The following is a 23,301-nucleotide window of genomic DNA, read 5'->3' as shown; positions in this document are numbered from 1 at the left end:
TTTAAGGGTATTTTTACTAGGTGTATTTAAATAAGTTTTAAAGAATGGTTTCTTGAAATTAGATGTCGTTTTAGGTAAAGATGTTCTAATTCAAATTTTAGGTGATAGATTTATAGATAAAAAATATACGTATAAAAAATAAGATTAGGATCTTGCACTTAACTCTATTTTTTCATAAAAATCAAATAAAAATAGAGTTTATATATGATTGTTGAATTCCATATATAAACCCTATTTTAAATATACACCTAATTGGTAGTCTGTTTACTTCTATTATCTTTTATATCTTTTATAAGTTTTTCAACTTCAGATGATGACTTTTGAGGTGTTGCCTTATAATTTTTTAATAATATTTCAAGTGGTGGAGTACCTTTCTCTACCTCAGATTTCCAAGAAGTATTACCTTTCATTTCTAATAAAATACCAGTTGGACCACCTATATCATATGATTCTTCATCGGGTAAACCAAAGAATCTATTAGCATCTAATTTGTAATCTTTTGAAATCATATCTTGATACATCTTAAGTGCATCTTTTTTACTTACATTCATACCTGCTACAGATCTAACATTCATAGCCATGTCAAAGTATCTGCCAGACCCTTCTAACACGTCAGCAGTTTTTACTAATTCATATTCTTCTTTGTTATCCTTTTTGTACTCTTCAAACCACCATTTAGCAGATTCTAAATATTCCTTTTGTTTTTCAGGTTCAAGTACTGCTTTTTTTAGTGCATTTATTATTTCATATCTTTGGGCTCTAGCTTTGAAATTTTTTTGTCCGATTTCTTCTAATTTTTCTTGATCTGTAGCCCCTACTTTCCAAGTGTCTTGATATCTGTGAAACTCTTCATGAGTAACAAATGGAAATAACATCGTTGAATCAGGTAAAGACTCAAACTCACCAGTATCATAATCATTTTTAAACTTATTAGCATCTAATTCTACTTTAATAGTTGGGACATTATTTAATTTATTTTTAGAACTTTTAAAAATAAATGGCACCCCCTCTGCCTTATAATCAGAAGGTAAATCTTTAGCATTAATTTTACTTATTTTCTTATCTTGAGATACTAGCCAAGCATTCTTACCTTCAGTATCAACAAATAATACATTAAATTTGCTATAATCAGTACCTGGCCATACTTTATTTGAATATGGCCAGGTATTCCATATTTGCTGAGCCGCTCTAACTATATATCTTTCTAAATTCATATTCTTCCATTCTGCTTTTAAATCCTTGTATGGCTGAGATTCTATACTAGTTTCCATCTTTTGTGGTTTTATTTCCATCTTACTATCTTTAGAACAACCAACGATCCCGACTATAGTACATAATAATACAGGAACTAGAAGTCTTTTTTTATTCATAATATTTCTCCTTATTTGTTTTTTATTGTATTTTTAATAAATAGAATATTAACTTTAATTGATTTATATATCGTTTTAAATTTGTATATAATATTGCTTTAAAAGTTAATCTTTTTTTATTATATATTTATTAAATACAATATGCATTGTAATTACCTTACATATACCTTACATATTAGTAAGAGAATATATTTGAAGTAAATTTCTAAAGAGGTATACTATGTTTGAATAGCTTTGGAAAGCCATAGGTATTAAATTTGATTTAAGCAAACTTTTAGGATCCATAAAAGTTTTTTTCTGTTTTTATAATATCTTTCGTTTCATACATGGTGGCAAAATTTTATAACTAGCCTTAAAATTTCACCTTAATGACTAGTTATGTACTTAATCCCTTAAAGTCCAAATAAATGGATTCTAATGGCATTTTTACTAGATACCATTAAATAAATTTTTATAAAATAATTTATATTTTTTATATTGACCTTAACACAACGTAATACTTTAAAATTTAAATATACACGAAGGGAGTAATTACAATGATTGAGTTTTATCAAATTCCTTTATTTGTAAAGTTAAAGGTTAAAAATATAGAGGATTCAAAGAATTGGTACAGTGAAGTATTAAATTTCCATTCAATATTTGATTTTAGGGATGCCAACGGTGATATTTCAATGGTTCATCTGAGAGGTAAAAAATATCAAGATTTGATGCTATTGAAATCTACTGATGTTAATCCTACTGATTCAGTAAATATTAATTTATTTTTCAATGATATCAATGCAATCTATAAATCTGCACTAAACCATAATATACAAATAATTCAAGAGCCAACAATACAACCTTGGAATGCAAAAGAATTAATAATACAAGATATAGATGGTCATATTTTTACAATAACAGAAAGTCTAAATTCTAATAAAACCTTTGACTCTGTCATAGATAATGTTAAAGAAGAGTTCTAATTTTTTTGTTAAAGCCCTTAGAATCTAAATGAATAGATTTTAAGGGCTTTTTTACCACTACATTTTAAATAAATTTTAAAGTGTAATTTATTCTATTTTTAATAAGTAAACTTATTGCTTTTTTCTAAATTAAAATATTTCAAAGATATTACACTTCTATAGGTATTATTTATTCAACTCTATTTTTATGGATTTATCTTTTAATAATTTTACATCATTCACATAAGAAACAGAAATTTTGCTTATACTTTTTATCTTTTCCTCATTATGTTTATATCCCTTTAAATCAATAGTTTCAGTATATTTTCCAGTTTTTCTATCAACGTATGTATCTTGTAATCCACCAAAATCTACTTTATTTCCATCTTTGTCGAAATACTCTAAGTAAGGTTCAATGTCTACAAGCCCTTCTTTATAATAAGTAAATTCTATTTTGTCTCCAGTTACCTTGAAACTGTCTATCTTTATCTTTCCAACTTCACTTGTTTTAAATGTTAAAGGAAGGCTATTTATGCTCTTTGGTTCAGACATTTTATCGTCTGCAAAACGTATATATTTTGTCGGTACAACTTGTAAATATTTTGTACTACTATCTGCTCCTATAAACTCAAGTGAATTTGTTGCAATTCCAGTTGTTTCATCTGGACCATGACTTCCATTATCTATTATATTTAGAACTTTCCCTTTATCATCCATAAGTGCAAATCCAGCTAAAAATTCATTTTCTTCATTTGATTTATTTGATTTATTTGAATCCTTTAATTCACTAGTTTGAATAAGCATCTTATTTCCTAATGGAGAAATTATAACTTCTTTTATATCATAATTAGTTTCCCCTATTGTAAATTTCTTATTAACTTTATAGACATGACTATCTACGTTACTTTTAGATTTATCTACATTAGTAGCTATATTCCAGTTACCATCTGTATTAAATATATTATCTGTCTTTAATTCTACTTTATCATTTACTTTTATATCTATACCACTCATATCAAATCTATAAATACCTTCTAATTTATTGCTTCCTACAAACTTAGACTCTAATTCTGGATTACGGTACTCATTGACCTCTTTCCCATTTATATATAAATTAATAAATGGAGTATCTAAAAAAGAATTTTCAGCTATATTATAATTTTCTTTTATATTTTTATCTGTTTTTATAGTATAAAATACAGTCATACAACTTTCATCATAAGATATGCTATTTACTTTAAATTCTATCCCCTTATCTTTAACAAATAAATTTAAACTCTTAGAAGTTTTCTCTAGTTCATGTTTATCACCTTTAAATCTAGAATCTTTATTGTTATCAAAATATTTTACTATATTTCTCACTATAGGTATAGAATCTGCTATTGAAGGATTTATAACCCCCATAACACCACCGCCTATGACTAATGTGGCTATTGATGCAACCATTACATTTCTGTACTTTTTTATATTCTTTTGTTTTCTTCCTTTTGATATCGCAATCTTAGTTATATCATCTATATTATCTGGTATTTTTATATCATCATATCTACTCATTATGATTCCTCCTTCAACAAATCATATAATTTTTTCTTTCCTCGTCTTATATATGACTTTACCGTATTTTCATTACAATCCATTATTTTAGATATTTGACTTATTGTTAAATCCTGAAAATATTGTAGTATTATAGGTGTTTTATACTTTTCCTCTAATACATCTATTGCATCATATAAATCTATTTTTTCCTCTATACTTGAATATTCTATTTCCCCTATGTAATCTTCTACTTCCACATCTTTAAACCTATTTACGTGTCTATTTTTAATATTTACATTATTTATAAGTATTCTTGTTATCCAAGTTTTAAAATAACTTGAATCTTTAAGTTTACCTATATTTAAATAGGCCTTATACACTGTTTCTTGATAAATATCTAATGCATCATTCTCGTTTTTTGTATAAATAAATGCCATTTTATAAAGGTATTCTTTATATATATTTATAAGATCTTCAAAAGCTTGATCTGAGCCTTTTTTAGATTCATTTACTAAATCTATTTCTTCTGTTAATTTGCTTTTTTTACTAAAAAGCCTAACTCTTTTTAGTATGGTATTTTCTATCATATTGTCCTCCCTATAATCATGATTACGCATATTAGATTCAGTAGATATTCATTTAGTTGCACATTTTTACAATTTTTTAATTCATATTGAATATCTCTCTACAAAAACTAAAAAAGCTATCCTCAAATATGAGAATAGCTCTATATTTTCATAAATATTTTTATTTTAATTAACTTCTAATATCCGCATGATATTATTTTATAATCTCCATCTTCGTTCTTAATTAAATTATATTTTAGATAATTTATACCTGATTCTTCAGGTTGATTTTCAAATAGGTATTTAACTTTATATTTAACATCAAGTGATTTTCCCTCTTTAAAATAAAGATATTCTCCATTTTTCAATCTACCTTCAACAGTTTTAAATGGAACCTCTTCTGAATCTAGATATTTGATATATATCAAATCATCAAACGTTCCTTTCGCTGGACCATCAAAACCTATATAATTATAATCATAACCATCCATATTAAATATACATTCATTTATAAAATCTAAGTCTTTTGTATTTATTGCATTTATATATACTTCCATAACCGATTTGGCATCTTTTTTCCAATCTACAGGTAAACTTTCCTTATCAAAACTTTTATATTTGACCTTGAAAAATATAACCCCAGTTAAAAATATTAAGCATATTAAAAAAAATTTTGTACTATTTTTCATAAAATAAAGTCGTCATTATTATCTCATTTTAAGTAATCTTATGGTTTGAAATAAATCTAGCCCCCATAAATTGTCCTACTTTAATAACTTTCATATTATAACAAATATATAAATTTAATTTTTAAACTTGGAATAAAACATATAAATTCTGGACTAAAAGATAAGTAGTCTTATAATTTCACTTTAGATAATATAGTTAATGCCCTTACCCATCTATAGAAGACTTTATAGATTTAAAGGTCCGTTTAAAAAGTTTACTGGAAACTTTAAGGGTTTAGGTGTTCTTATAATGAAGAGAATATGTGACTATGATATGTACTAATAGAAATGAATAGTTGTATTAAAGAAATATAATTATATTAGTCCTAAATAGTCCTGTTTTAGTCCAAGTTTGATAAATCCTCTAACATTATATGTTAAAATATTCCAGTTAGCACAAAAGACAAAACTAGTGGGGGATCTGATGAAAGAGAGATTAATAATAGGGTTTTTGGGGCTATTTATTTTCTTAATGGCAGGGTGTAGTTCAACGAAAATTTCAGAAGTAAATATATTGGCAACTTCCGATTTACATGGATTTATGCCTTATGAGTTATCTTCTTATATACAAGGTGAAAAATCTAAACATAAAAATACAATTGTAGTTGATGCAGGAGACTTTATAGATTATGGTAACCCTGGTTCAGATATGAATAAATATTGCTTTGATAGAGACTGTGATGATGATAGAAATCATAAATATGTAGAATTTCCATTTGCAAAAGAAATGAAAAAAATAGGTTATGATACTGTAGTACTTGGAAATCATGAATTTCTATTTAATAGCAAAGCTCAACTAGATGATGTAGTTTCTGATTTTAAAAAACAAAATATTGATATATTATCTGCAAATACTCATAATAAAAATGGTGATAACTATTTGAAACCTTATACAATGAAAAAAGTTTCTACTCCTGATGGGGATGTTAAAATAGGAATTTTAGGGCTTACTGTAAAAGAAGTAGGTCAAAGATATGAAACGTTAAAAAATGGCACTGTTAAACCTTTAGGCGATGGATTAAAAGAACTAGATGATTTTAATGGATCATTGTATATGAGTGATTTAGTTGAAGAGGCTAAAAAATGGGTTCCAGTTATGAAAAAAGAAAATCCAGATATTATATTAGCTGTTGTTCATTCTGGAGAGAAGAAAAAGGGCGATAAATTGCCTGAAAATAGAATACAAGAATTAGCACAAGAAGTTAATGGGATAGATGCCATAGTTGCAGGACACACTCATAAAGATTTTGATCAACATAATTACAAGAACAAATCTGGCGAAACAGTTATAGTAACTCAGCCTGGAAAATATGGAGAAGCCATTTCTAAAATTAATTTTCAATTAGAAAAAAATAATAATAAATGGAATATAGTTGAAAAATCCAGTAAAGTAACTAATTTTGAAAAAAGTCAAGAAGATAAAAATTTTGATATGCTTTTTAGAAAACTGGTAAATACAACTTTATACTTTGAAAAGAATCCAAAAGATAAATCTTATAAAAATCTTAATTTAAGTAAATTGACTCCGTTTAAATGGGACAAAGCCTATGTGTTTGATACGAATACTTCTCCTGAAACAATATATAAAACAATAGGTTATAAGTGGAAAGATATAAAGAAAGCTGAAAGTGAAGATATGGTTCAGATGATATTTATGAATAATAAAAAGGTTGTCTGTCAGCTATATGGTTATGAACAATTACTGTGGGCAGATTTTAATTTTGATAAATCTGAGTTTAAAAATGGGTTTGTAACTATATATCCTAATATTAATGATAAATTTGAAGTTACACTAGATAAAGTGTGGTCTTTTATGAAGTTAAAGCATATAAAATAAAACAACTTATATATTAAAAGTACATTGATATATAGGAGATACCTTATACAAGGAGGATTTTAAATGAGCCTTGAAAACAAAGATTATCGTATAGATTATGTTACTAATGGAGATTTAGATCAGTTTGTTAATATATATAATTCTAACGTAGACTTTCTTATTAATCATATTGGAGTTTCTAAAATTGATTTACAATGGATTACTAAAGAGTTTAAGGAAATGCAACGTATTAATTTTAATTGTTGTAAAGTTGTTGATAAAAATAATGACTCCGTTATCGGTCTATTAGATTTCAAACTTGGAGAAATATCTTATCTATCTATACTTATGCTCCATAAAGATTACAAGTCAAAAGGTATTGGAAAACAAGTTTATAATTTATTTGAACAATATTTACAATCATCAAATTCCAAATCTATTAGAATTGATATAGTAAATAATTATAATAAAAATATTTATGAATTTTGGACTAATCTAGGATTTGAAAAAGTTAAAGATATTGAACTAGAGTGGTCTGGGAAAAAACTGTCTGCTACATACATGTTAAAAAATATTTAATAAACTAGTGGTCTTTATTTGAGATAAATTCAATGCTCTTAGAACCCAAATAAATGGATTCTAAGAGCATTTTTACTACTAACCTTTAAATAAGTTTTTGAAGATTAGTTTTTTATTAATGACCTTTATGTTTTTCTTTTTTCTTTATTTGTTTTAATTCATACATTCTATCCCGTTCTTCTTCTTTTCTTTCTTTTCTTTTCTTAATTCGTTCAACTTTGGCTGCTTCATGTTGAATTTTGATAGCATTTTGAGCTTTTGTTCCTATACCTTTTTCATTTTGTATTTTTTTTACTTCTCTTTGTAATCTCTTGTAATTGACTTTCTTTTGAGTTGATACTATTTCAGCCTCAGTTTTTTTAAATGAAATCTCATTATAATTCTTTAATATAAGTTCATATAATTGAGATTCTGTAGGTTCTGCTCCTAAGACTATTTTTGCAACATTATATTCTTTTTCACATTCCTCTTCAAAAATACCAATCCAAAATGGATTTTGAAATAATACTGTTAATTTGCAACTACTTTGTTTCATAAATAATTCCTCCTGTAATTTTATTACAAAAGAATGGACAACCCAGGAGGGCAGGTTACTGCTATTTTACAAATAGGTTCGGACTACCAACCGAAACTGTGTTTTTATCTCTCTAGTCTATTATATCATTTTATTATATTGTAGATATAAATTGCATGTGTAAAAGTTATATCACTTAAATTTTACTCCCAAATAAACCTATCTCAATCCAATTTCAATATTTTTTATTAGAACTTTTATATAATTTTAACTAGTCTTTAAAAATTTAATAAGGATAATACAAAATATATTTTAATCTGGAATTATACAATAAGGTTTCATACTTTGAGATTTCAGTTTGAATGGAGGAAATTTAGAAATGAGTAAACATACATGGAATATAATAGATTGGATTATAGGAGGATTTGGACTTATATTTATAATATCCGAACCTTCAAATTTTTTTGAACCCAATCTATATGAACCAAGTCTATATAGTAGCCCCTATAATATTCCTCAAAGGATAGTAGGTATATTTTTGATATATTGCTTTTTATCAATAATATACTGGGTAATAAAGAAAAAAATAAATATGGTAGTTCATTACAGTTTAATAATAGCCATATATGTAGCAATTACTGTACTATATGTTATTGCAGTTCAATCAGGTGTATAAAAAATATAATAATAATTTTAATGTTATTATGTTTAATCTTTTTCAATTTACTTTCAATAAAATCGAAAAAGGGGGTAGATTTTATATGGTTCCTAATAAATTAAATTTAAACTTAAGTGCTTCAAAATATATGAAAGATGCAGGTATATACTTTGCTATATTATAGTAATTTATCATATGCTTTATATGGTGTTATAATATTTATATTTAAGAATAATATATTAAAACTTGTAAAAGATCCTAAAAAAAATGATAGAAAAATCATTAATACTCTTAGTGTTAATTATATATTAATAGGGTTAATTTCAAGCATAATTTATATTGATGGAATATATTTATTAATTATTGTATTAGCCTTTCCTTGGGTTTTGATTAAATATTATAAGTCATAGGCATCTTAATTTATTAAGATGTCTTTTTTACATAAATCTAATGCCTTTAGAATATAAATTAATGGATTCTAAAGGCATTTTTACTCTTTAAACAAGTTTTTAAAGATTAGTTGATTATAATCAAAATCGTTAACAGTAATGTAAGACATATAGTTGCTAAAGATGCGCATATATTAATAACTTTATTCAGTTTTAAATCTGATTTAAATATTTTAATAAGTATAAAGTAAATTAAAATTCCTATAGCTCCACCTAGCGTATTATTAATTAAATCTGTTATATCAGATGCTCCTAATCCAAATATAAATTGTGTTATTTCAAATAACAAACTTACTCCAAATATAGTAAGTATTTTTTTTATAAAACTCCAATCCCACTTTAACATACTTATATAACAACCTAAAGGTATAAATGCAATTACGTTCTCTATTAACTCTCTGGTATCAAGCTTGCTATTTACTATTACAGAACTTCCATAAGGTACTAAGTTAATACTTCTTTCCCCCGAAACTGCTAAACCCATTTTAAATACTATTGCAAAGGTCAGTATAAACAAATATATTATCAATAAAATACTCGTTACCTTATAGCTGTTATTTTTTTTACTTATTTCCATTTATCTCCCCCCTAAATGCTTTATCTAAATTTAATGTTAGGTTATATAAAATAAAAAAACTAGTAAAAACTCTCATAATATTAAATTTATCATATTAATTCATGAAATATTAGTTATAACCTCCAATAAAATTATAGCCAAAAACAATAAATTATTATTGATTTTCAATATTATTTCAACTAATATAAATATATATTCTTACGACAGGAGGTATATATATTTATATTTTAATATGATTATTATAGTAGATTTGAATTTAGAAATTTGGCTTATATTTATTCTTAGTATAATGTTTTTGAGTGTAAGTATGATTTTATTAGCATCAAAGTTTTTTATATAAAATAAATTTGAAGAGGTATTTTTAATGAAAAATAAAACATATTCAACTAATTTTTTAAAGTTAATTATATTTTTAAGTGGAGTTTTTGTAGTTAGTTTATATATTTTGATAATGTCAATATTTATTAAGGAGATTTCAAAAAATTACGAATTTACAGCTTTATATCCCACTTCTTTATGTTTTACTGTAAGTTTAATTCCATTTTATTTTGCTCTTTACAGAACACTAAATATTTTAAGTTATATAGATAAAAATAACGCATTTTCTAATTTATCAGTTAAAGCATTAAAAAGTATAAAAAATTGTGCTATATCAATTAGTATTATACATACAGCCAATTTACCGTTTTTATATTTTTGGGCAGATAAAGCTGATGCCCCAGGAATAATAATAATTGGCTTAGTCCTAGTATTTGTACCAATTATTATCGCAACATTTTCAGAAATTCTTAAAAGGCTTTTAAAACAAGCCATAGATATAAAAGACGATAACGACCTTACAATTTAGGGAGAGGTGACTAATGTCAATTATAATAAATTTAGATGTAATGATGGCAAAGAGAAAGATGTCACTCAAAGATTTAGCAGAGAAAGTTGAGATAACTAATGCTAATTTATCTATACTTAAAACAGGTAAGGCAAAAGCAATAAGATTTTCTACATTAAATGAAATTTGTAAAGTCTTAAGTTGTCAACCTGGTGACATCCTTGAGTATAGAGATGATGAGAGCTAATTAGAGTAACTAGTAGCTAAATTTTCGTTTAGGGACTAAGTTACATATTTGGAATAAAGTTAAAGCCCTTAGAATCCAAATAAGTGAATTCTAAGGGCTTTTTTACTAGCTATCTTTAAATATGCTTTTAAAGATTAGTTTAAACTCCTCTTTTAAAAACAGCTAAACCTTCCAACCAATGTATGTGGACTAATTCCCAACCTTCTTTACCCAAGGGATTGAAAAGTTCTTCTAGTGCTTCTATTCTATTTTTACTTGCTGATTTTTTAGTAATACCATCTTTACCATATATCTGTATAAATTTATATTCGAATTGTTTCATTTTCTATCTCCTTTTTAATCAATATTATAGCAAAATCAAGACGGCTAAATACTAATTATTACTATTAGTCTTAATTTTTCACTTTAAAGACTAGTTATCTATTTGAGATAAAGTTAATACCCTGAGAATCCAAATAAATGGATTCTAATAGCATTTTTACTAGACATCCTTAAATATGTTTTTAAGATCTAGATATATATTAACTTTATTTTTTATTATATAGATCATATTCTTAGTGTTTAATTTCGACAATTACTCGACATGGAAGACCTGTCATCTTATCATCTTCTAACCACATTGTATAAACATCAAATTCAGATGATGTTATACTTGATAAGTTACATAAGTTCTCGATAACATAAATTCCATTATGTTCACATAAAATGTCTGCCGGTTCGTGCTCTTTACCACGTCTAATCCCAGAGCAATCAATTCCAATAAAATGAATTTTTTGTTTTGCTAAATACTCTATAAGTTTATCGGAAAGTTGTGGATGATTTTTAAAATATTCAGAGCTTCCGTATTCATAATTGTCAGTTCTTCCAGTATGGAATATTACAAACGCTTCTTTTGGTATAATATATTTTTCAATATCTTCAATCTCAATTTCTCTTTTTTCCGCAATGTCTCTTACATCAATGTATACACCTTTACTTCTGAAATAGTTCATTGGGATTTCAGTCTTTTCATAGGTGTCTAAATGGGTTCCAATATGTCCACTTAATACAAATGGTTGTGTACTTTCACTTAGCCATTTTTCTTTTTTTTCATTACTTACTCTTGTTGTTATATCTATTATCATTTTTAACACTCCTTAATTAGTTGATCAAGGTACTCATTAAAAGAATCTAAAAATGTGCTGATTATTTTTTTATCGCTCTCTTTTATTGTCATTAAAAATGTGTTGTCACGTTCTTCCCACTTTTTATGTGCGATTTCATGTTCTTTGTAAATGAGAACTCCTTCTTGATTTAATACTAAATATTTTTCTTTTTTATTATTTTCTTTTTGGATAACTTCAATTAGTTTTTTTTGCTGAAGTTTTTTTACTATCTTGCTAATTGCACCTAATGTCATATTCATGTGATTACTTAGTTCCGTTAAATTTGGTTCATTTAAATCATGTATAGTAACTAAACAATGCAGTTCGGAATAACCTATCTTTGAATAGAGATCATCATTTATTAGTTTACTAAGTACATCTTGCTTTTCATATATTTGTTGAAACTTTTTTAAGATTTTTGAATCCATACTTAACTTCCTTTCCATGGAAATAATATTGTTTCTATGGAAACAATAACAGTGAATCTGTTTTTTGTCAATAAATTTTAAGAAAGAAATAAAGATTTAATTTTGTTTAACGTTGTAAATACTAAAATAGAATTCTTAACTATAAACTAATCTCTAAATTTCCGTTTATGTATTAGTTCCATATTTCAGATAGAGTTAATGCCCTTAGAATACAAACAAATGGATTTTAAGGGCCTTTTTACCACTAACCTTTAAACAAGTTTTAAGGAATAATATTTTTCAAGAACGCTTACAAAAATATCTGTTTTAATGGTCACATATGGACATATTATTAAAAATGGGGGACTTTATGAAGAAAAGCCCAGTTGTAATTGCAATTTCAGCTGTATCAGGTGGTGGTAAAACTACAACTATAAATGAATTAAGCAAGAAATTGACTTCACAGTTTTTATAGATACACCCTTAGATATTACAATGGCTAGGCATATATTAAGATATATGCCTAGCCATCCGACTTACTAAAAAATGATATGAATTGCTATCTATCAGAGGCTAGAGTTTCTTATTCAGAGCATATAAAAATAATAAAGCCTAACTCAGATTTAGTTGTAGATGGTAGTTTGAGCACCGATAAAATTATAGCTCAAATTTTAGAAGGAATATCAAAAATTTAGTATTTAAAAAGCATATGATTTGATGAAAATATTTAAATCACGAGCCAAACTGTACAATAAATAAAAAACACCGATTCAGGTACAGTTTTTTATATTAAAACAACAAATCTTAAAATTTCTTATGTACTTGATATAAAGTTAATGACCTTAGAGTCCAAATAAATGGATTCTAAGGTCATTTTTACTAGTACTCTTTAAACAAGTTTTTTAAGGATTAGTTGCTTATAATCAAAATCGTTAACAGTAATACAAGACATATAGTTGCTAAAGATGCTAATATATTAATAACTTTATTCAGTTTCAAATCTGATTTAAATATTTTAATAAGTATAAAGTAAATTAAAATCCCTATAGCTCCACCTAGCGTGTTATTAATTAAATCTGTTATATCAGATGCTCCTAAGCCAAATATAAATTGTGTTATTTCAAATAACAAACTTACTCCAAATATAGGAAGTATCTTTTTTGTAAAACTCCAATCCCACTTTAACATACCTATATAACAACCTAAAGGTATAAATGCAATTACGTTCTCTATTAACTCTCTGGTATAAAGCTTGCCATTTACTATTACAGAACTTCCATAAGGTACTAAGTTAATACTTCTTTCCCCCGAAACTGCTACACCCATTTTAAATACTATTAAAAAGGTTAGTATAAACAAATATATTATCAATAAAATACTCGTTACCTTATAGCTATTGTTTTTTCTACTTATTTCCATTTAACTGACCCCTAAATACTTTATATAAATTTAATAGTAAGTTATATAAAATAAAAAAACTAGTAAAACTCTCATACTATTAAAAAATTTATTTAAATTAGCTGTACTAATATAAATAGATAGTCTTAAAATTTCTTAGCAATGATCACAAAAGTATCTATTATTGTGATCACACTTAAATTAAAAGTTCTGATATGATTTAATTAGAAAATGTTTCAAGATGAATTGTAAAAATGCTAGGGGGATAATTATGTTTAAGATTATAGAAATACATGATATTGAGGTTAAGTCTAATGTTGCTGATTGCATATTAAGAAAACTTCCTGAGTGGTTTGATATTGAAGAGTCTATAGTTGAATATGTAGAAGGTGTAAAAGATACTAAATTTTATGTAGCTTATGACGTAGAAAAACCTATTGGATTTATAAGTATAAAGCATAATAATGAGTACACATCAGAAATATATGTTATAGGAGTATTAAAAGAATATCAAGGTAAGCATGTAGGAAAATCATTAGTTGATGTTGCAAATAATACATTAGCCAACATAGGTACTAAATTTCTTCAAGTTAAAACACTAGGACCATCAAATCCAAATAAGTACTATGCAGATACAAGAAAGTTCTATAAAAATGTTGGTTTTTACCCATTGGAAGAAATAAAAGAACTTTGGGATGAAATAAATATATGTTTAATAATGATAAAAAATATTTAATTAAAAAGTAGTGATAAATAAAAAAACTGTTCAATAAAACATATGATTTTATGTGCAGTTTTTTATATTAAAATAACAAGTCTTAAAATTTCACTTATAGTTATCTTAAGATAAGGTCAATGCCCTTAGAATCTAAATTAATGGATTCTAAGGGCATTTTTACTACAAATCTTTAACCAATTTTAGAAATTGTTATAAACTAATTTATTTTACATTTTAGGTATCAATTCAAAATCAAATGTGATATATTTGTACTATAAAGATATAAATATATCACATTTAGAGGGGATTTATTATGAAAAAAACAATACACAAACATTCATATTTCCTAGGATTTCTAGGTTTTTTAGGATTTTCAGGGTTAAATAATGACCCTATATTCTTTTTAAATTTTGCTTTCTTTGGTTGTTTTGCTTATTTTTGGTGGTTTAAACTAGGATCAACTGAAGATGAACGATTAATTGCAGATAGATATAAAGCAGGTTCAATTTCTTTTAGGATATGTTTTTCAATAGCATTTTTATTAAGTCTTTTTATTGGTCAATTTTCTTTAGACTTTGAATTACTTTATAAAATTCAATTAATTATACTATCACTTACTTTTGCAATATCTGTAAATTTATGGGCATATTTAACTTACAAATTTGATTTAGAGGACTAAAAAATATTATGACAAATTATATAAGTAATTTAAAAAAATATCGACAATTAAAAGAACTAACACAGGAAGAGTTAGCTATTAAAGTTAATGTTAGAAGAGAAACCATAGCCCGTTTAGAAAATGCTAAATATAATCCTTCACTTGAACTAGCTGTGAGAATATCTAGGGAATTAGATACCCCAATTGAGAGTCTATTCATTTTTGAACTTTAATAAATCTTAAAATTTCACTTTAAGGACTAGTTATGTATTTAGAACAACGTTAATGTCCTTAAAATCTAAATAAATGGATTTTAAGGGCATTATTACTAGATACCTTTAAATGTGTTTTTAGTTTTTTTATAAAAATTATTTTCTATTTCTCAAAACATCAACAATACTGTTTATTCCAATTATTAATATTAGAGATATTAAAAATATTAATATATTCGCCAAAAACATATTTCTAACTATATTTTCAACTAAATTTTTAACTATTATAACTATAGCTAAATAAATTAAAGTTGTTTTAATTTTACCTATTTTCATAAATACCCATCCTTACATTTAATTAAATAATAGCCCAAATTACTCCTTGTGCCGCATATCCAGCACTATCAGCCATCCACTTAGGCATATAATTATCTAAATAATTACTAACTGAATCTTTTACACCATCTAAAGGACCCATTAATATATATGTATTGAAGAAAGTTACAAATTGCCCCTCTGAAACCTTAGAAGCAACTTTAGGAACAGCTCTTACCATAGCTTTATATATTTGCCTTGGTAACTTAGTTGTTATATATTTTTTACCCATTTTTTTACCTAGCTTTTTAGCTATAGATATAGCAAATCCAACGGTTCTCTTTTCTCTTACAGATCCATCTATTTGATGTGCTTCATCCATTATTTGTTGTGCAGTTTCAATTATTATATTATCCATAGTTTCACTATCTATAGCTACATATTCAGAATCAATTGCTACTGTGTCATTACTTTTTTCCACAGCTAAAACAGTGTTTAATATTGGTGTAGCTACTGAAACTCCTATTAATGTTAATGCTAGTACTTTGCTTGCTCTTTTTTTAAAACTCATTTTTAATTTCGCCCTTATTTATCACATAATTACTCATCTCATCATACATTTTTTTCCATATATTTCAATGTATATTGACTGAATAGTCATTTCTTCGGTCTAAACGGTAACTTAAGTAATAAATCTAACTAATTTTAATGCCTAACAAGTCGTTTAGGTAATAGTTATAAGTTAATGCCCTTAGAATCCAACTCTTTAAACAAGTTTTTAAGGATTAGTTATTTACTTTAAATTTTAGTCATACTATAAAAACCAATGTGATATATATGTAATATATAGATATAAATAAGTCACATTAATTAAGGGAGATTTTTGTATGTATGAGTATAAATTTATAGAAGTGCCATTAAAGAAAGGTTTTAAAGTTAAATCTGGAGATACTTTTGAAGCATGTAAGTCTATTATTCATGATGAATCTAAAAATGGATGGAGATTAAAGCAAATTGTCATTCCTGCAAATGAAAATACAGGATTTTCAGCTCCAGGTGTAGCAGCTCCATATTGCTATCAAATTATTTTTGAAAAAAAGAAATAAATTAGATACTTCATTTACGTTTTGTAATTCAATTATAAATACAACTTTATTTTTACATAAAATAAGGATTATAAAATCTTTCTCAAATTTTATAATCCTTTTAAATTATGATATTTTAAAATAATATAATGGCCATAATAAAAGCTACAATTGCAGTAATTAATCCAACACCTAATGCCATTGCCCATTGCTGATACGGTCTTTTACCATACTCAATATATTTCTCATTACCCTCTAGCGTTCTTCCCTCTAAAAATGCGTTTAACTCTTTGTAGGTTTTTACATCATTATTCTTTTTATGTCTCTCAACTTTACTCGCATAATACATTGATACTAACCATATTAAAATAAATATTAAAAATCCCATATTTTTCCCCAAAATCTTCATAAGTGGAACACCTAATATAATATCTGCTATAAGAAGTATAGTAAAAATCTTACCATCCTTTTCAAATTTAGAAATCTCTTCTTTTTTTATTTCCTTTTTCATTTCTTCAAGGTCTCCTTTAACTAATATATCAAGAGATACATTAAAAAGAGAACTTAATAACAATAAGCTTTTCATATCTGGATAATTTTTATCATTCTCCCAATTTGAAATAGTTTGGCGAGATACAAATATCCTCTCAGCTAATGCCTCTTGTGAAAGCTTTCTATCTGTTCTATATTTCTTTATTTGTTTTCCAATCTCCATCTAATTACCTCCTGTACCATTATCCTATAACCTTAAATTAATTTTAGCTATCAAACGTCTTTGATATTACCTATTTTTAGTATGTAAAAAGCTTTTGACACCTCTCAAAGTGTGTAATTATAAGATTCTAATAGCATTAACTTTGTTATTCTTAAAATAGTTTTTTAGAAAACAATAAGTACTATTTTCTATCTATACTTTTCATAAAGAGCATGCATTTCTACTAAACCTATTAAAAATAAAAGTATGTTTCTAAAAACTTTAGATATATACAAAACCTCCTAAGTTTAACTCTAATAATTTTGTTAAAAAAATTATTAATATCATAACATAGATTATACCCTTTAATTTTAAAATGAGATAAAATCGATAAATTAGGAACTGAGATCTAAATTCGTTTAACAAGCCTTAAAATCTATTTATTTGGATTCTAATGACTTTTTTTACTACTGATCTTTAAACAAGTTTTTAGAAACTAGTTGAAATTTTCAAAATTAAAAACCATTATTAAATTAAATAAATATTTTTAAAAGAGGTGAATATATGTTTGAAAATATAGAATTAAAATCACCGAGCATTATCTATAAAGAAAGTTTTTTAGAAAATATAAATGACTATAAAACGAGTGGTGATCTAGAGTATTTTAATATATATATAAAAGCATTAGATAACTTCGACCAATACGTAGAAAAATTAAATAATAATGCACAAGGAATTGATTTACCAGAAGGTTATGTTCCATGCTCTACTTTTTGGTTAGTAGCTGAAAATAATACATTATTAGGAGTAATCAGAATTAGACATAAAGAAATACCTTTTGATGGGCATATTGGATACGATATTTCTCAAAAGTATCGAGGTAATGGGTATGGTACTAAAATATTAGAGTTAGCTTTACCTTTTGCAAAACAAATTGGTATTGAGAAAGCTATATTAAATTGTGAATCTAGTAATATACGTTCTGAGAAAGTTATAAGAGCTAACAATGGAATTCTCTTTAGGTCTACAGAAAGAAACGGTAAATTTTATAATCAATTTGTAATTAAATTATAAGTATCCTTAAAATTTCCGTTTAGGGACTAAGTTATTATTTCATATAAAGTTAATGCCATTAAAATCCATTTATTTGGATTTTAATGGCATTTTTACTAGTACTCTTTAAACAAGTTTTTAAAGTATTGTTTGAACTTACACATTTTGTTGTATGTAAAATTATTCCAATTTTATGTTAAAATAGTTTTTGAGTTTATTAAATAATATATGAGAGGTGAAGTTATGGATATTTTATATACTCTAGGAAGTTTTATAAGTTTTTTAGGTGTAATTTTTCTATTTATAGGTTTTAAAAATAATTTTGCTCGTTTGAATTCAACTCAAAAAACAGGAATTATCCTAACTGTCATAGGAGTTGCCATTCCTTTTTTCATTGGCTTTATTAATGGATTTTTAGCAAATGCATAATTCTATTTATTAAAAAATTACTGTATCATAAATTTAATAAGTCTTTAAATTTTAGTTTAGAGACTAGTTATGTATTTTGAATAAAGTTAATGCCCTTAAAATCGAAATAGATGGATTCTAAGGGCATTTTTACTAGTACTCTTTAAACAAGTTTTTAGAGTATTGTTATGTCTCAATCTTATTGAATAAATTTGTACCTTTTTTTGTTAGTTCCAATTACCTCTACAAAAATAAATATAAGTAATATACTCCCTACTGATATTGCTATCTCGAATGGTAACTTAAAAATAAATTTATCTAATGTCATAATTAGCCCCGAAATAATTAAACTTATACCGATTAAAAAATATGCTTTAGAAAATAACTTTATATACCCATCCTTATCTTTCACTCTTTCAGGGCTATCAAATGCATACTTTTTTATATTTTTAGTTTTAATCAATCGATTTCCTCTATCTATAAGCCAAAGACCTGCTAATATATTTAGCATTTATTTCCCTCCATTTTTATAATAGTATTGGTACTATTATATCAAATTGTTTAAATAAAGATTTTAACAATGCCTAAAATTTCGGTTTAGGGAATAATTATATCAAAAATGAGTGTACTTGTTTAAATTACTTAATTATAGCAATTACACTCATTTCTACGTTCTTAAAACTTTATTTTTTAAAGTTAGCCTTAAATTAATATTTTTAGATTCTGAAAGTTCATTAACTTTATTTATTTAATAATTTATAAGAATTTTTCTAGTTTCTTTTAAACTATTAAGTTTGTTACCTAGCTAACTAACATACTTACTCATCTTTACTTTTTAATAAATAGTTTTTCTTAAAAGCAAAGTGCTTTGTCATTGAAACTGTCCCATGAAATGAAATTAAAAACACTAGTAAAAAGGTAGCCTCCCAATCAAGAAGAGTCCCTAAAATAATTATAATAAATAATAAAACACAAGATTTTATACAACTCTTGTATTGAAAATCATAGTAACTACTATCTATTACTTTTAATGAATCCTCCCACAACATACCTTGTGTTATCCAGTAAGATACTTGATTTCTTTTATAGCATCTATAATTATAAATCAAGTATATAGGAACAAAAACTGAGCTTACTATAATATACGTACTCATAAATTCCCCCTTCAAATTTAATCCATTATTAAAAATCTATAGATTTTATAGTGTATCTTATATCTCCGTATTTATTTAATCCAGGACTTACCCATTTAGAGAACTCTTTTCTAAGCTCATTTGATTGATAATCTATCCTATCAACTTCAACTATTAAATCATACTTTCCTGCAGTAAAAAGTCTATTCCCTTTAGAGTATTGTCCAAACACAGCTTTCCCATCTTTTATATCGCTAGTATAAGCAGATGAATAACCTAATTCATCATTTTTTATACGAACAGTTACTTCTACTCCATCTGGTAAGTTAGATTCCAAATATACTGATAATCCAGTATTTTCTTTAACTACATCAACACTTATATCAACTTTGTACTCCTTGGAACCTTTAAATGCATCTCCTGTTAACTCTGGATCTAATTTATACTCTCCAAATAAAAATTGTAAAACAGAATCATACCCTACATCTCTTGAGTAAGGTTTCTCATTATACATCAAATTATATTTAGCATTACTAGTAAACATTGCATTGTCCACTGATACAGACTTATTCGTACCTTCTCTGTAATAAGTGTATGTTGTTACTTGTCCAATAGATTTTTTACCAATTGTATTTATAGCAAATATAATCACTACCTTATCATCATTTTCCTTAGATTTAACTTCAATTCTACTAAATCCGTCTGAATCTAGTTTAGATTTATCTTCTGTAAAAGAGTATTTCTTAGACTCTAGTTTTTCTTTAATACTATCAAAAGTATCATAATCAACATTGACATCAAAGAAAGTATCTTTAAATAGACTGGATTTGTTCTCCAGTTCTTGTAAATGCTTATTTTTAGACTTTAAATTTTCTATTTCTAAATTTCTTTTATTTTTACGCTCTACTGCTTCTTTTTTTAGATTATCATATTCTTTTTGATCTTTTTCTTTCATTTGCTGATTATAAGTAATCTCATCTTTTTCTTCTTTGTATTTATCAATTTTATAACTGGATATAGCAATTATAAGTGCTGTTATTCCAACGATTGTAGCAATCTTAGTTATAAAGTTTAAACTTTTGAAAAACTCTAAAAATGCTTTTATATGTTTCATATACTTTAGCCATCCCCCCATTAATGATATAGATAATCAAATTAGTTTAACCATAGGCTTATGTTCATATCTCTATCCCCTACACTTAAGTACAAAAGGATTTAACTTTTATTAGTTAAATCCTTTTAGTATTTGTAAAAATTCCTGTTTCTGATTATCACTTTTAAATGCACGATTAGGTATAATTAAATATAGTATATTGTTGTTCCCGAATATATAAATTGTATTATTTTTTTCTATAATCTTATTAAGATCCTTAGGATAAATTTCAATTACAGTATTTTTATCCCTACATACAAGTTTTTCGTTATTTAACGTACAAATTTTTTCTTTTATTTCAGATTTAATAATCTTTCTGGAAAAAGCACTAATACATAAATTTTCTATATTATCTGCAACTATAATACCTATACATATAATTACAAGCTGTATGCAATAATAGCCTATCAAGTCAGGATTTTTAATTATTTGAATGATTATCTCCAAGGCAAAAACTATTAATACGATACACAATATTTTTACCAATAAATACACATGGTGAAATAAATTTTTATCTAATTTATTTATTAATTTATACGCTAACTTATAATCTTTTACATTATTGGTATATTTAATTTCTATGTTCATTCCCCCTTATTACAAACCCGTATATTTAATTTTTAAGAATTGAACTCTTTTACTGTTTTTACAAATTCATTTTTTTGAGAAATATCTTTAAAAGCACTATTGGGAATTATTAAAAGAATTGTTTTATTTACGCTAACTATATAAACTGTATCATTTTCTTCAATAACTTTATAAATCTCTTCAGGTAATATTGTTTTTGTTATAACATCATACTTATATACAAGTTTATCTTTTTCAAGAATACATGTAATTTCTCTAATTTTAGATTTAACCCTTCTCTGAAAGTGCTTACTACTAAAAATAAGATTTTCCCTCTTAAACGCAATTAATAGAGCTACAAATATAATTATGAAATAAATATAGTAATAACGTATTAAATAAGGATATGATATTATATCTAAAGTTAGTTTTACTCCCCAAAATATAGACATAGCAAACAAAACTATGAAAAACATACAATATCCTATATAAGAACGTTTATCTATTTTTGAAACTACTTTATATGATAATTTATAATCTTCTAATGTATTAGTATATTTAATTTGTATATTAATCCCTCCTAAATAATTGTTTATTTAATTATAGCAGAACTTACAGCCAAAAATATTCACGATAACATATGTTTTAAAGACACCTAACTATTTAATTTTATAGAATAGTTTATATTATAAGATTAAAAAGTTATATATTTCTAACATTAATACTTGAAAAATCTTTTCCCAAGTGATATATTTATAACATATCAAGTTATAAATATATCACTTTTAAAGGGGGACGACTATATGTCTAATAGTCAATTTACTATCAAAGCACAACTTATTTTGGATATTTTCACAATGATTTTTATTTTACTAAGTTCAATATTTGACCTTTATTTTGACTCACAATATTCAAATTATGTGACATTAGCATGGAATGTATGGATAGTTATTATGTTAATTTCACATCTTAAAGTCAGGGGGATTAATGATGAATTATCTGAAACTATATTATCAAAAGTAAATAAAATGAGTATAGATTTTATGCTTGTATCAATAGCCTTAATTGGTATGGCTGCTACAACTCCTAATACTTCTTATATATTTAAATCTGTTAATATTCTTGGATTAGTAATTATAACAACTTTGCTATTACTTACAATTTTTAGGTTATTATCATATATATACTATGATAGAAAGGGACTTTATAATTAAATGCCTATTTTAAAAACAAATATTAAAGAGTATAGAGAAAAAGCTCTTATTAAACAAAATGAATTAGCTAAATTGGTTGGAGTAAGACGTGAGACTATAGTTCATTTAGAGAATGGTCGATATAATCCATCTCTTAAGTTAGCTATGGATATCGCAAAAGTCTTTAATACTTCAGTTGAGAGTTTATTTGAATTTGTTGATGAAGAAGAATAACTAAACTTAAATAAAAAAGGAATTGTATAACAATTTGTTATACAATTCCTTTTTAAATTTGTAATACAGTTTATATATAGTTTGTTTAACAATTTATGTTTAAATAATTGAAATCACTGTA

33 protein-coding genes are annotated in these 23,301 nt (G+C 25.4%); 15 read left to right on the top strand and 18 right to left on the bottom strand.

From position 1 onward, the window contains the following. Positions 1 to 248: 248 nt before the first annotated feature. The gene (locus tag GFJ41_RS13755; RefSeq protein WP_035117321.1) at positions 249 to 1,370 is read right to left on the bottom strand and encodes a hypothetical protein; all 1,122 of its coding nucleotides are present in this window, start codon (positions 1,368 to 1,370) and stop codon (positions 249 to 251) included. Between the two features lie 536 nt (positions 1,371 to 1,906). Between GFJ41_RS13755 and GFJ41_RS13750 the strand changes: the two genes are divergently transcribed. Continuing rightward, on the top strand, positions 1,907 to 2,332 hold the full coding sequence (locus GFJ41_RS13750; protein ID WP_052169224.1) for a VOC family protein: 426 nt from the start codon (positions 1,907 to 1,909) through the stop codon (positions 2,330 to 2,332). 165 nt (positions 2,333 to 2,497) lie between these two features. On the opposite strand, the gene GFJ41_RS13745 is transcribed toward GFJ41_RS13750, so the two are convergent. The 3 genes from GFJ41_RS13745 to GFJ41_RS13735 form a co-directional block, all read right to left on the bottom strand. Continuing rightward, on the bottom strand, positions 2,498 to 3,865 hold the full coding sequence (locus GFJ41_RS13745) for a DUF4179 domain-containing protein (RefSeq protein WP_035117322.1): 1,368 nt from the start codon (positions 3,863 to 3,865) through the stop codon (positions 2,498 to 2,500). Then, entirely contained in the window at positions 3,865 to 4,434 is a 570-nt protein-coding gene (locus tag GFJ41_RS13740; protein ID WP_170075626.1) for a sigma-70 family RNA polymerase sigma factor, read from the bottom strand. Before GFJ41_RS13740 ends, GFJ41_RS13745 begins: the two co-directional genes overlap by 1 nt. A gap of 176 nt (positions 4,435 to 4,610) precedes the next feature. Further along, positions 4,611 to 5,102 (bottom strand): DUF4829 domain-containing protein, encoded by a 492-nt coding sequence (locus GFJ41_RS13735; protein WP_170075625.1) that lies wholly within the window; start codon positions 5,100 to 5,102, stop codon positions 4,611 to 4,613. A gap of 463 nt (positions 5,103 to 5,565) precedes the next feature. Between GFJ41_RS13735 and GFJ41_RS13730 the strand changes: the two genes are divergently transcribed. Together GFJ41_RS13730 and GFJ41_RS13725 are read left to right on the top strand one after the other, a co-directional pair. Then, positions 5,566 to 6,978: a metallophosphoesterase gene (locus tag GFJ41_RS13730; RefSeq protein ID WP_170075624.1), complete on the top strand. Its 1,413-nt coding sequence runs from the start codon at positions 5,566 to 5,568 to the stop codon at positions 6,976 to 6,978. Between the two features lie 63 nt (positions 6,979 to 7,041). Continuing rightward, positions 7,042 to 7,536, top strand: a complete 495-nt coding sequence (locus tag GFJ41_RS13725; protein WP_170075623.1) for a GNAT family N-acetyltransferase — start codon at positions 7,042 to 7,044, stop codon at positions 7,534 to 7,536. A 115-nt stretch (positions 7,537 to 7,651) separates the two neighbouring features. On the opposite strand, the gene GFJ41_RS13720 is transcribed toward GFJ41_RS13725, so the two are convergent. Then, positions 7,652 to 8,071: a YjdF family protein gene (locus GFJ41_RS13720; protein WP_170075622.1), complete on the bottom strand. Its 420-nt coding sequence runs from the start codon at positions 8,069 to 8,071 to the stop codon at positions 7,652 to 7,654. 358 nt (positions 8,072 to 8,429) lie between these two features. On the opposite strand from GFJ41_RS13720, the gene GFJ41_RS13715 reads away from it, so the two are divergent. Beyond that, positions 8,430 to 8,726, top strand: coding sequence for a hypothetical protein (locus GFJ41_RS13715; protein ID WP_170075621.1), 297 nt, complete (start codon positions 8,430 to 8,432; stop codon positions 8,724 to 8,726). A gap of 498 nt (positions 8,727 to 9,224) precedes the next feature. Here the strand turns inward: GFJ41_RS13715 and GFJ41_RS13710 are convergent, their stop codons facing one another. Then, positions 9,225 to 9,734: a VanZ family protein gene (locus GFJ41_RS13710; RefSeq protein ID WP_170075620.1), complete on the bottom strand. Its 510-nt coding sequence runs from the start codon at positions 9,732 to 9,734 to the stop codon at positions 9,225 to 9,227. A gap of 364 nt (positions 9,735 to 10,098) precedes the next feature. On the opposite strand from GFJ41_RS13710, the gene GFJ41_RS13705 reads away from it, so the two are divergent. Then, entirely contained in the window at positions 10,099 to 10,581 is a 483-nt protein-coding gene (locus GFJ41_RS13705) for a DUF2975 domain-containing protein (RefSeq protein ID WP_170075619.1), read from the top strand. Between the two features lie 13 nt (positions 10,582 to 10,594). After that, complete coding sequence (locus tag GFJ41_RS13700) at positions 10,595 to 10,807, top strand: helix-turn-helix domain-containing protein (protein WP_170075618.1); 213 nt, start codon at positions 10,595 to 10,597, stop codon at positions 10,805 to 10,807. 139 nt (positions 10,808 to 10,946) lie between these two features. Here the strand turns inward: GFJ41_RS13700 and GFJ41_RS13695 are convergent, their stop codons facing one another. The 3 genes from GFJ41_RS13695 to GFJ41_RS13685 all read right to left on the bottom strand — a co-directional run bounded on the left by GFJ41_RS13695 (position 10,947) and on the right by GFJ41_RS13685 (position 12,380). Further along, a complete protein-coding gene (locus tag GFJ41_RS13695) occupies positions 10,947 to 11,129 on the bottom strand; it encodes a DUF4177 domain-containing protein (RefSeq protein ID WP_035117337.1) in 183 nt (60 codons plus the stop codon). A 232-nt stretch (positions 11,130 to 11,361) separates the two neighbouring features. Next, positions 11,362 to 11,931, bottom strand: coding sequence for a cyclase family protein (locus GFJ41_RS13690; protein WP_170075617.1), 570 nt, complete (start codon positions 11,929 to 11,931; stop codon positions 11,362 to 11,364). Between the two features lie 2 nt (positions 11,932 to 11,933). Next, positions 11,934 to 12,380, bottom strand: a complete 447-nt coding sequence (locus GFJ41_RS13685; protein ID WP_035117340.1) for a MarR family transcriptional regulator — start codon at positions 12,378 to 12,380, stop codon at positions 11,934 to 11,936. 530 nt (positions 12,381 to 12,910) lie between these two features. Between GFJ41_RS13685 and GFJ41_RS13680 the strand changes: the two genes are divergently transcribed. Further along, positions 12,911 to 13,054 (top strand): nucleoside/nucleotide kinase family protein, encoded by a 144-nt coding sequence (locus GFJ41_RS13680; protein WP_170075616.1) that lies wholly within the window; start codon positions 12,911 to 12,913, stop codon positions 13,052 to 13,054. A 214-nt stretch (positions 13,055 to 13,268) separates the two neighbouring features. Here the strand turns inward: GFJ41_RS13680 and GFJ41_RS13675 are convergent, their stop codons facing one another. Continuing rightward, entirely contained in the window at positions 13,269 to 13,778 is a 510-nt protein-coding gene (locus tag GFJ41_RS13675; RefSeq protein WP_170075615.1) for a VanZ family protein, read from the bottom strand. Positions 13,779 to 14,028: 250 nt separating this feature from the next. Here GFJ41_RS13675 and GFJ41_RS13670 point away from each other — a divergent pair, with 250 nt between their 5' ends. From GFJ41_RS13670 to GFJ41_RS13660, 3 genes are all read left to right on the top strand, one after another. Then, complete coding sequence (locus GFJ41_RS13670; protein ID WP_170075614.1) at positions 14,029 to 14,493, top strand: GNAT family N-acetyltransferase; 465 nt, start codon at positions 14,029 to 14,031, stop codon at positions 14,491 to 14,493. A gap of 295 nt (positions 14,494 to 14,788) precedes the next feature. Next, positions 14,789 to 15,154, top strand: coding sequence for a DUF3796 domain-containing protein (locus GFJ41_RS13665; protein WP_170075613.1), 366 nt, complete (start codon positions 14,789 to 14,791; stop codon positions 15,152 to 15,154). Positions 15,155 to 15,162: 8 nt separating this feature from the next. Further along, entirely contained in the window at positions 15,163 to 15,366 is a 204-nt protein-coding gene (locus GFJ41_RS13660; protein ID WP_170075612.1) for a helix-turn-helix transcriptional regulator, read from the top strand. Between the two features lie 135 nt (positions 15,367 to 15,501). Here GFJ41_RS13660 and GFJ41_RS13655 read toward each other — a convergent pair whose 3' ends face one another. Both GFJ41_RS13655 and GFJ41_RS13650 read right to left on the bottom strand, forming a co-directional pair. Further along, a complete protein-coding gene (locus GFJ41_RS13655) occupies positions 15,502 to 15,681 on the bottom strand; it encodes a hypothetical protein (protein WP_170075611.1) in 180 nt (59 codons plus the stop codon). A 22-nt stretch (positions 15,682 to 15,703) separates the two neighbouring features. Then, complete coding sequence (locus GFJ41_RS13650; RefSeq protein ID WP_170075610.1) at positions 15,704 to 16,231, bottom strand: hypothetical protein; 528 nt, start codon at positions 16,229 to 16,231, stop codon at positions 15,704 to 15,706. Between the two features lie 316 nt (positions 16,232 to 16,547). Here GFJ41_RS13650 and GFJ41_RS13645 point away from each other — a divergent pair, with 316 nt between their 5' ends. Next, a complete protein-coding gene (locus tag GFJ41_RS13645) occupies positions 16,548 to 16,766 on the top strand; it encodes a DUF4177 domain-containing protein (protein ID WP_150843537.1) in 219 nt (72 codons plus the stop codon). Between the two features lie 115 nt (positions 16,767 to 16,881). Here GFJ41_RS13645 and GFJ41_RS13640 read toward each other — a convergent pair whose 3' ends face one another. Further along, positions 16,882 to 17,460, bottom strand: coding sequence for a helix-turn-helix domain-containing protein (locus GFJ41_RS13640; protein WP_170075609.1), 579 nt, complete (start codon positions 17,458 to 17,460; stop codon positions 16,882 to 16,884). 543 nt (positions 17,461 to 18,003) lie between these two features. Here GFJ41_RS13640 and GFJ41_RS13635 point away from each other — a divergent pair. Together GFJ41_RS13635 and GFJ41_RS13630 are read left to right on the top strand one after the other, a co-directional pair. Continuing rightward, complete coding sequence (locus GFJ41_RS13635) at positions 18,004 to 18,513, top strand: GNAT family N-acetyltransferase (RefSeq protein WP_170075608.1); 510 nt, start codon at positions 18,004 to 18,006, stop codon at positions 18,511 to 18,513. Between the two features lie 222 nt (positions 18,514 to 18,735). Then, positions 18,736 to 18,921 (top strand): hypothetical protein, encoded by a 186-nt coding sequence (locus GFJ41_RS13630; protein ID WP_170075607.1) that lies wholly within the window; start codon positions 18,736 to 18,738, stop codon positions 18,919 to 18,921. 178 nt (positions 18,922 to 19,099) lie between these two features. Here the strand turns inward: GFJ41_RS13630 and GFJ41_RS13625 are convergent, their stop codons facing one another. The 5 genes from GFJ41_RS13625 to GFJ41_RS13605 all read right to left on the bottom strand — a co-directional run bounded on the left by GFJ41_RS13625 (position 19,100) and on the right by GFJ41_RS13605 (position 22,229). Next, the gene (locus GFJ41_RS13625) at positions 19,100 to 19,411 is read right to left on the bottom strand and encodes a hypothetical protein (RefSeq protein ID WP_170075606.1); all 312 of its coding nucleotides are present in this window, start codon (positions 19,409 to 19,411) and stop codon (positions 19,100 to 19,102) included. Positions 19,412 to 19,718: 307 nt separating this feature from the next. Next, positions 19,719 to 20,054 (bottom strand): hypothetical protein, encoded by a 336-nt coding sequence (locus GFJ41_RS13620; protein ID WP_170075605.1) that lies wholly within the window; start codon positions 20,052 to 20,054, stop codon positions 19,719 to 19,721. Between the two features lie 28 nt (positions 20,055 to 20,082). Further along, on the bottom strand, positions 20,083 to 21,147 hold the full coding sequence (locus GFJ41_RS13615; RefSeq protein WP_170075604.1) for a hypothetical protein: 1,065 nt from the start codon (positions 21,145 to 21,147) through the stop codon (positions 20,083 to 20,085). Positions 21,148 to 21,258: 111 nt separating this feature from the next. After that, positions 21,259 to 21,774 (bottom strand): YcxB family protein, encoded by a 516-nt coding sequence (locus tag GFJ41_RS13610; protein ID WP_170075603.1) that lies wholly within the window; start codon positions 21,772 to 21,774, stop codon positions 21,259 to 21,261. A 32-nt stretch (positions 21,775 to 21,806) separates the two neighbouring features. After that, a complete protein-coding gene (locus GFJ41_RS13605) occupies positions 21,807 to 22,229 on the bottom strand; it encodes a YcxB family protein (RefSeq protein ID WP_170075602.1) in 423 nt (140 codons plus the stop codon). 327 nt (positions 22,230 to 22,556) lie between these two features. Here GFJ41_RS13605 and GFJ41_RS13600 point away from each other — a divergent pair, with 327 nt between their 5' ends. Then, positions 22,557 to 22,967 (top strand): hypothetical protein, encoded by a 411-nt coding sequence (locus GFJ41_RS13600; protein ID WP_053832886.1) that lies wholly within the window; start codon positions 22,557 to 22,559, stop codon positions 22,965 to 22,967. Next, a complete protein-coding gene (locus tag GFJ41_RS13595) occupies positions 22,968 to 23,180 on the top strand; it encodes a helix-turn-helix transcriptional regulator (RefSeq protein ID WP_170075601.1) in 213 nt (70 codons plus the stop codon). Positions 23,181 to 23,301: the final 121 nt, after the last annotated feature.

Origin of the sequence: Paraclostridium dentum, from assembly GCF_012922555.1 — a bacterium.
GTDB classification, from domain to species: Bacteria; Bacillota; Clostridia; order Peptostreptococcales; family Peptostreptococcaceae; genus Paraclostridium; species Paraclostridium dentum.
The sequence above is the reverse complement of the archived record's forward strand: the minus strand, read 5'-3'. Positions and strand labels throughout refer to the sequence as shown.

What these genes read in the sequence shown, in the direction of transcription:
- GFJ41_RS13655 (WP_170075611.1), bottom strand. Translation starts at nt 15,681, where the DNA reads ATGAAAATAGGTAAAATTAAAACAACTTTAATTTATTTAGCTATAGTT.
- GFJ41_RS13650 (WP_170075610.1), bottom strand. Translation starts at nt 16,231, where the DNA reads ATGAGTTTTAAAAAAAGAGCAAGCAAAGTACTAGCATTAACATTAATA.
- GFJ41_RS13670 (WP_170075614.1), top strand. Translation starts at nt 14,029, where the DNA reads ATGTTTAAGATTATAGAAATACATGATATTGAGGTTAAGTCTAATGTT.
- GFJ41_RS13620 (WP_170075605.1), bottom strand. Translation starts at nt 20,054, where the DNA reads ATGAGTACGTATATTATAGTAAGCTCAGTTTTTGTTCCTATATACTTG.
- GFJ41_RS13665 (WP_170075613.1), top strand. Translation starts at nt 14,789, where the DNA reads ATGAAAAAAACAATACACAAACATTCATATTTCCTAGGATTTCTAGGT.
- GFJ41_RS13695 (WP_035117337.1), bottom strand. Translation starts at nt 11,129, where the DNA reads ATGAAACAATTCGAATATAAATTTATACAGATATATGGTAAAGATGGT.
- GFJ41_RS13685 (WP_035117340.1), bottom strand. Translation starts at nt 12,380, where the DNA reads ATGGATTCAAAAATCTTAAAAAAGTTTCAACAAATATATGAAAAGCAA.
- GFJ41_RS13690 (WP_170075617.1), bottom strand. Translation starts at nt 11,931, where the DNA reads ATGATAATAGATATAACAACAAGAGTAAGTAATGAAAAAAAAGAAAAA.
- GFJ41_RS13735 (WP_170075625.1), bottom strand. Translation starts at nt 5,102, where the DNA reads ATGAAAAATAGTACAAAATTTTTTTTAATATGCTTAATATTTTTAACT.
- GFJ41_RS13595 (WP_170075601.1), top strand. Translation starts at nt 22,968, where the DNA reads ATGCCTATTTTAAAAACAAATATTAAAGAGTATAGAGAAAAAGCTCTT.
- GFJ41_RS13605 (WP_170075602.1), bottom strand. Translation starts at nt 22,229, where the DNA reads ATGTTTTTCATAGTTTTGTTTGCTATGTCTATATTTTGGGGAGTAAAA.
- GFJ41_RS13750 (WP_052169224.1), top strand. Translation starts at nt 1,907, where the DNA reads ATGATTGAGTTTTATCAAATTCCTTTATTTGTAAAGTTAAAGGTTAAA.
- GFJ41_RS13645 (WP_150843537.1), top strand. Translation starts at nt 16,548, where the DNA reads ATGTATGAGTATAAATTTATAGAAGTGCCATTAAAGAAAGGTTTTAAA.
- GFJ41_RS13635 (WP_170075608.1), top strand. Translation starts at nt 18,004, where the DNA reads ATGTTTGAAAATATAGAATTAAAATCACCGAGCATTATCTATAAAGAA.
- GFJ41_RS13710 (WP_170075620.1), bottom strand. Translation starts at nt 9,734, where the DNA reads ATGGAAATAAGTAAAAAAAATAACAGCTATAAGGTAACGAGTATTTTA.
- GFJ41_RS13625 (WP_170075606.1), bottom strand. Translation starts at nt 19,411, where the DNA reads ATGCTAAATATATTAGCAGGTCTTTGGCTTATAGATAGAGGAAATCGA.
- GFJ41_RS13725 (WP_170075623.1), top strand. Translation starts at nt 7,042, where the DNA reads ATGAGCCTTGAAAACAAAGATTATCGTATAGATTATGTTACTAATGGA.
- GFJ41_RS13700 (WP_170075618.1), top strand. Translation starts at nt 10,595, where the DNA reads ATGTCAATTATAATAAATTTAGATGTAATGATGGCAAAGAGAAAGATG.
- GFJ41_RS13705 (WP_170075619.1), top strand. Translation starts at nt 10,099, where the DNA reads ATGAAAAATAAAACATATTCAACTAATTTTTTAAAGTTAATTATATTT.
- GFJ41_RS13610 (WP_170075603.1), bottom strand. Translation starts at nt 21,774, where the DNA reads ATGAACATAGAAATTAAATATACCAATAATGTAAAAGATTATAAGTTA.
- GFJ41_RS13675 (WP_170075615.1), bottom strand. Translation starts at nt 13,778, where the DNA reads ATGGAAATAAGTAGAAAAAACAATAGCTATAAGGTAACGAGTATTTTA.
- GFJ41_RS13640 (WP_170075609.1), bottom strand. Translation starts at nt 17,460, where the DNA reads ATGGAGATTGGAAAACAAATAAAGAAATATAGAACAGATAGAAAGCTT.
- GFJ41_RS13740 (WP_170075626.1), bottom strand. Translation starts at nt 4,434, where the DNA reads ATGATAGAAAATACCATACTAAAAAGAGTTAGGCTTTTTAGTAAAAAA.
- GFJ41_RS13730 (WP_170075624.1), top strand. Translation starts at nt 5,566, where the DNA reads ATGAAAGAGAGATTAATAATAGGGTTTTTGGGGCTATTTATTTTCTTA.
- GFJ41_RS13630 (WP_170075607.1), top strand. Translation starts at nt 18,736, where the DNA reads ATGGATATTTTATATACTCTAGGAAGTTTTATAAGTTTTTTAGGTGTA.
- GFJ41_RS13715 (WP_170075621.1), top strand. Translation starts at nt 8,430, where the DNA reads ATGAGTAAACATACATGGAATATAATAGATTGGATTATAGGAGGATTT.
- GFJ41_RS13660 (WP_170075612.1), top strand. Translation starts at nt 15,163, where the DNA reads ATGACAAATTATATAAGTAATTTAAAAAAATATCGACAATTAAAAGAA.
- GFJ41_RS13745 (WP_035117322.1), bottom strand. Translation starts at nt 3,865, where the DNA reads ATGAGTAGATATGATGATATAAAAATACCAGATAATATAGATGATATA.
- GFJ41_RS13615 (WP_170075604.1), bottom strand. Translation starts at nt 21,147, where the DNA reads ATGAAACATATAAAAGCATTTTTAGAGTTTTTCAAAAGTTTAAACTTT.
- GFJ41_RS13680 (WP_170075616.1), top strand. Translation starts at nt 12,911, where the DNA reads ATGAATTGCTATCTATCAGAGGCTAGAGTTTCTTATTCAGAGCATATA.
- GFJ41_RS13600 (WP_053832886.1), top strand. Translation starts at nt 22,557, where the DNA reads ATGTCTAATAGTCAATTTACTATCAAAGCACAACTTATTTTGGATATT.
- GFJ41_RS13755 (WP_035117321.1), bottom strand. Translation starts at nt 1,370, where the DNA reads ATGAATAAAAAAAGACTTCTAGTTCCTGTATTATTATGTACTATAGTC.
- GFJ41_RS13720 (WP_170075622.1), bottom strand. Translation starts at nt 8,071, where the DNA reads ATGAAACAAAGTAGTTGCAAATTAACAGTATTATTTCAAAATCCATTT.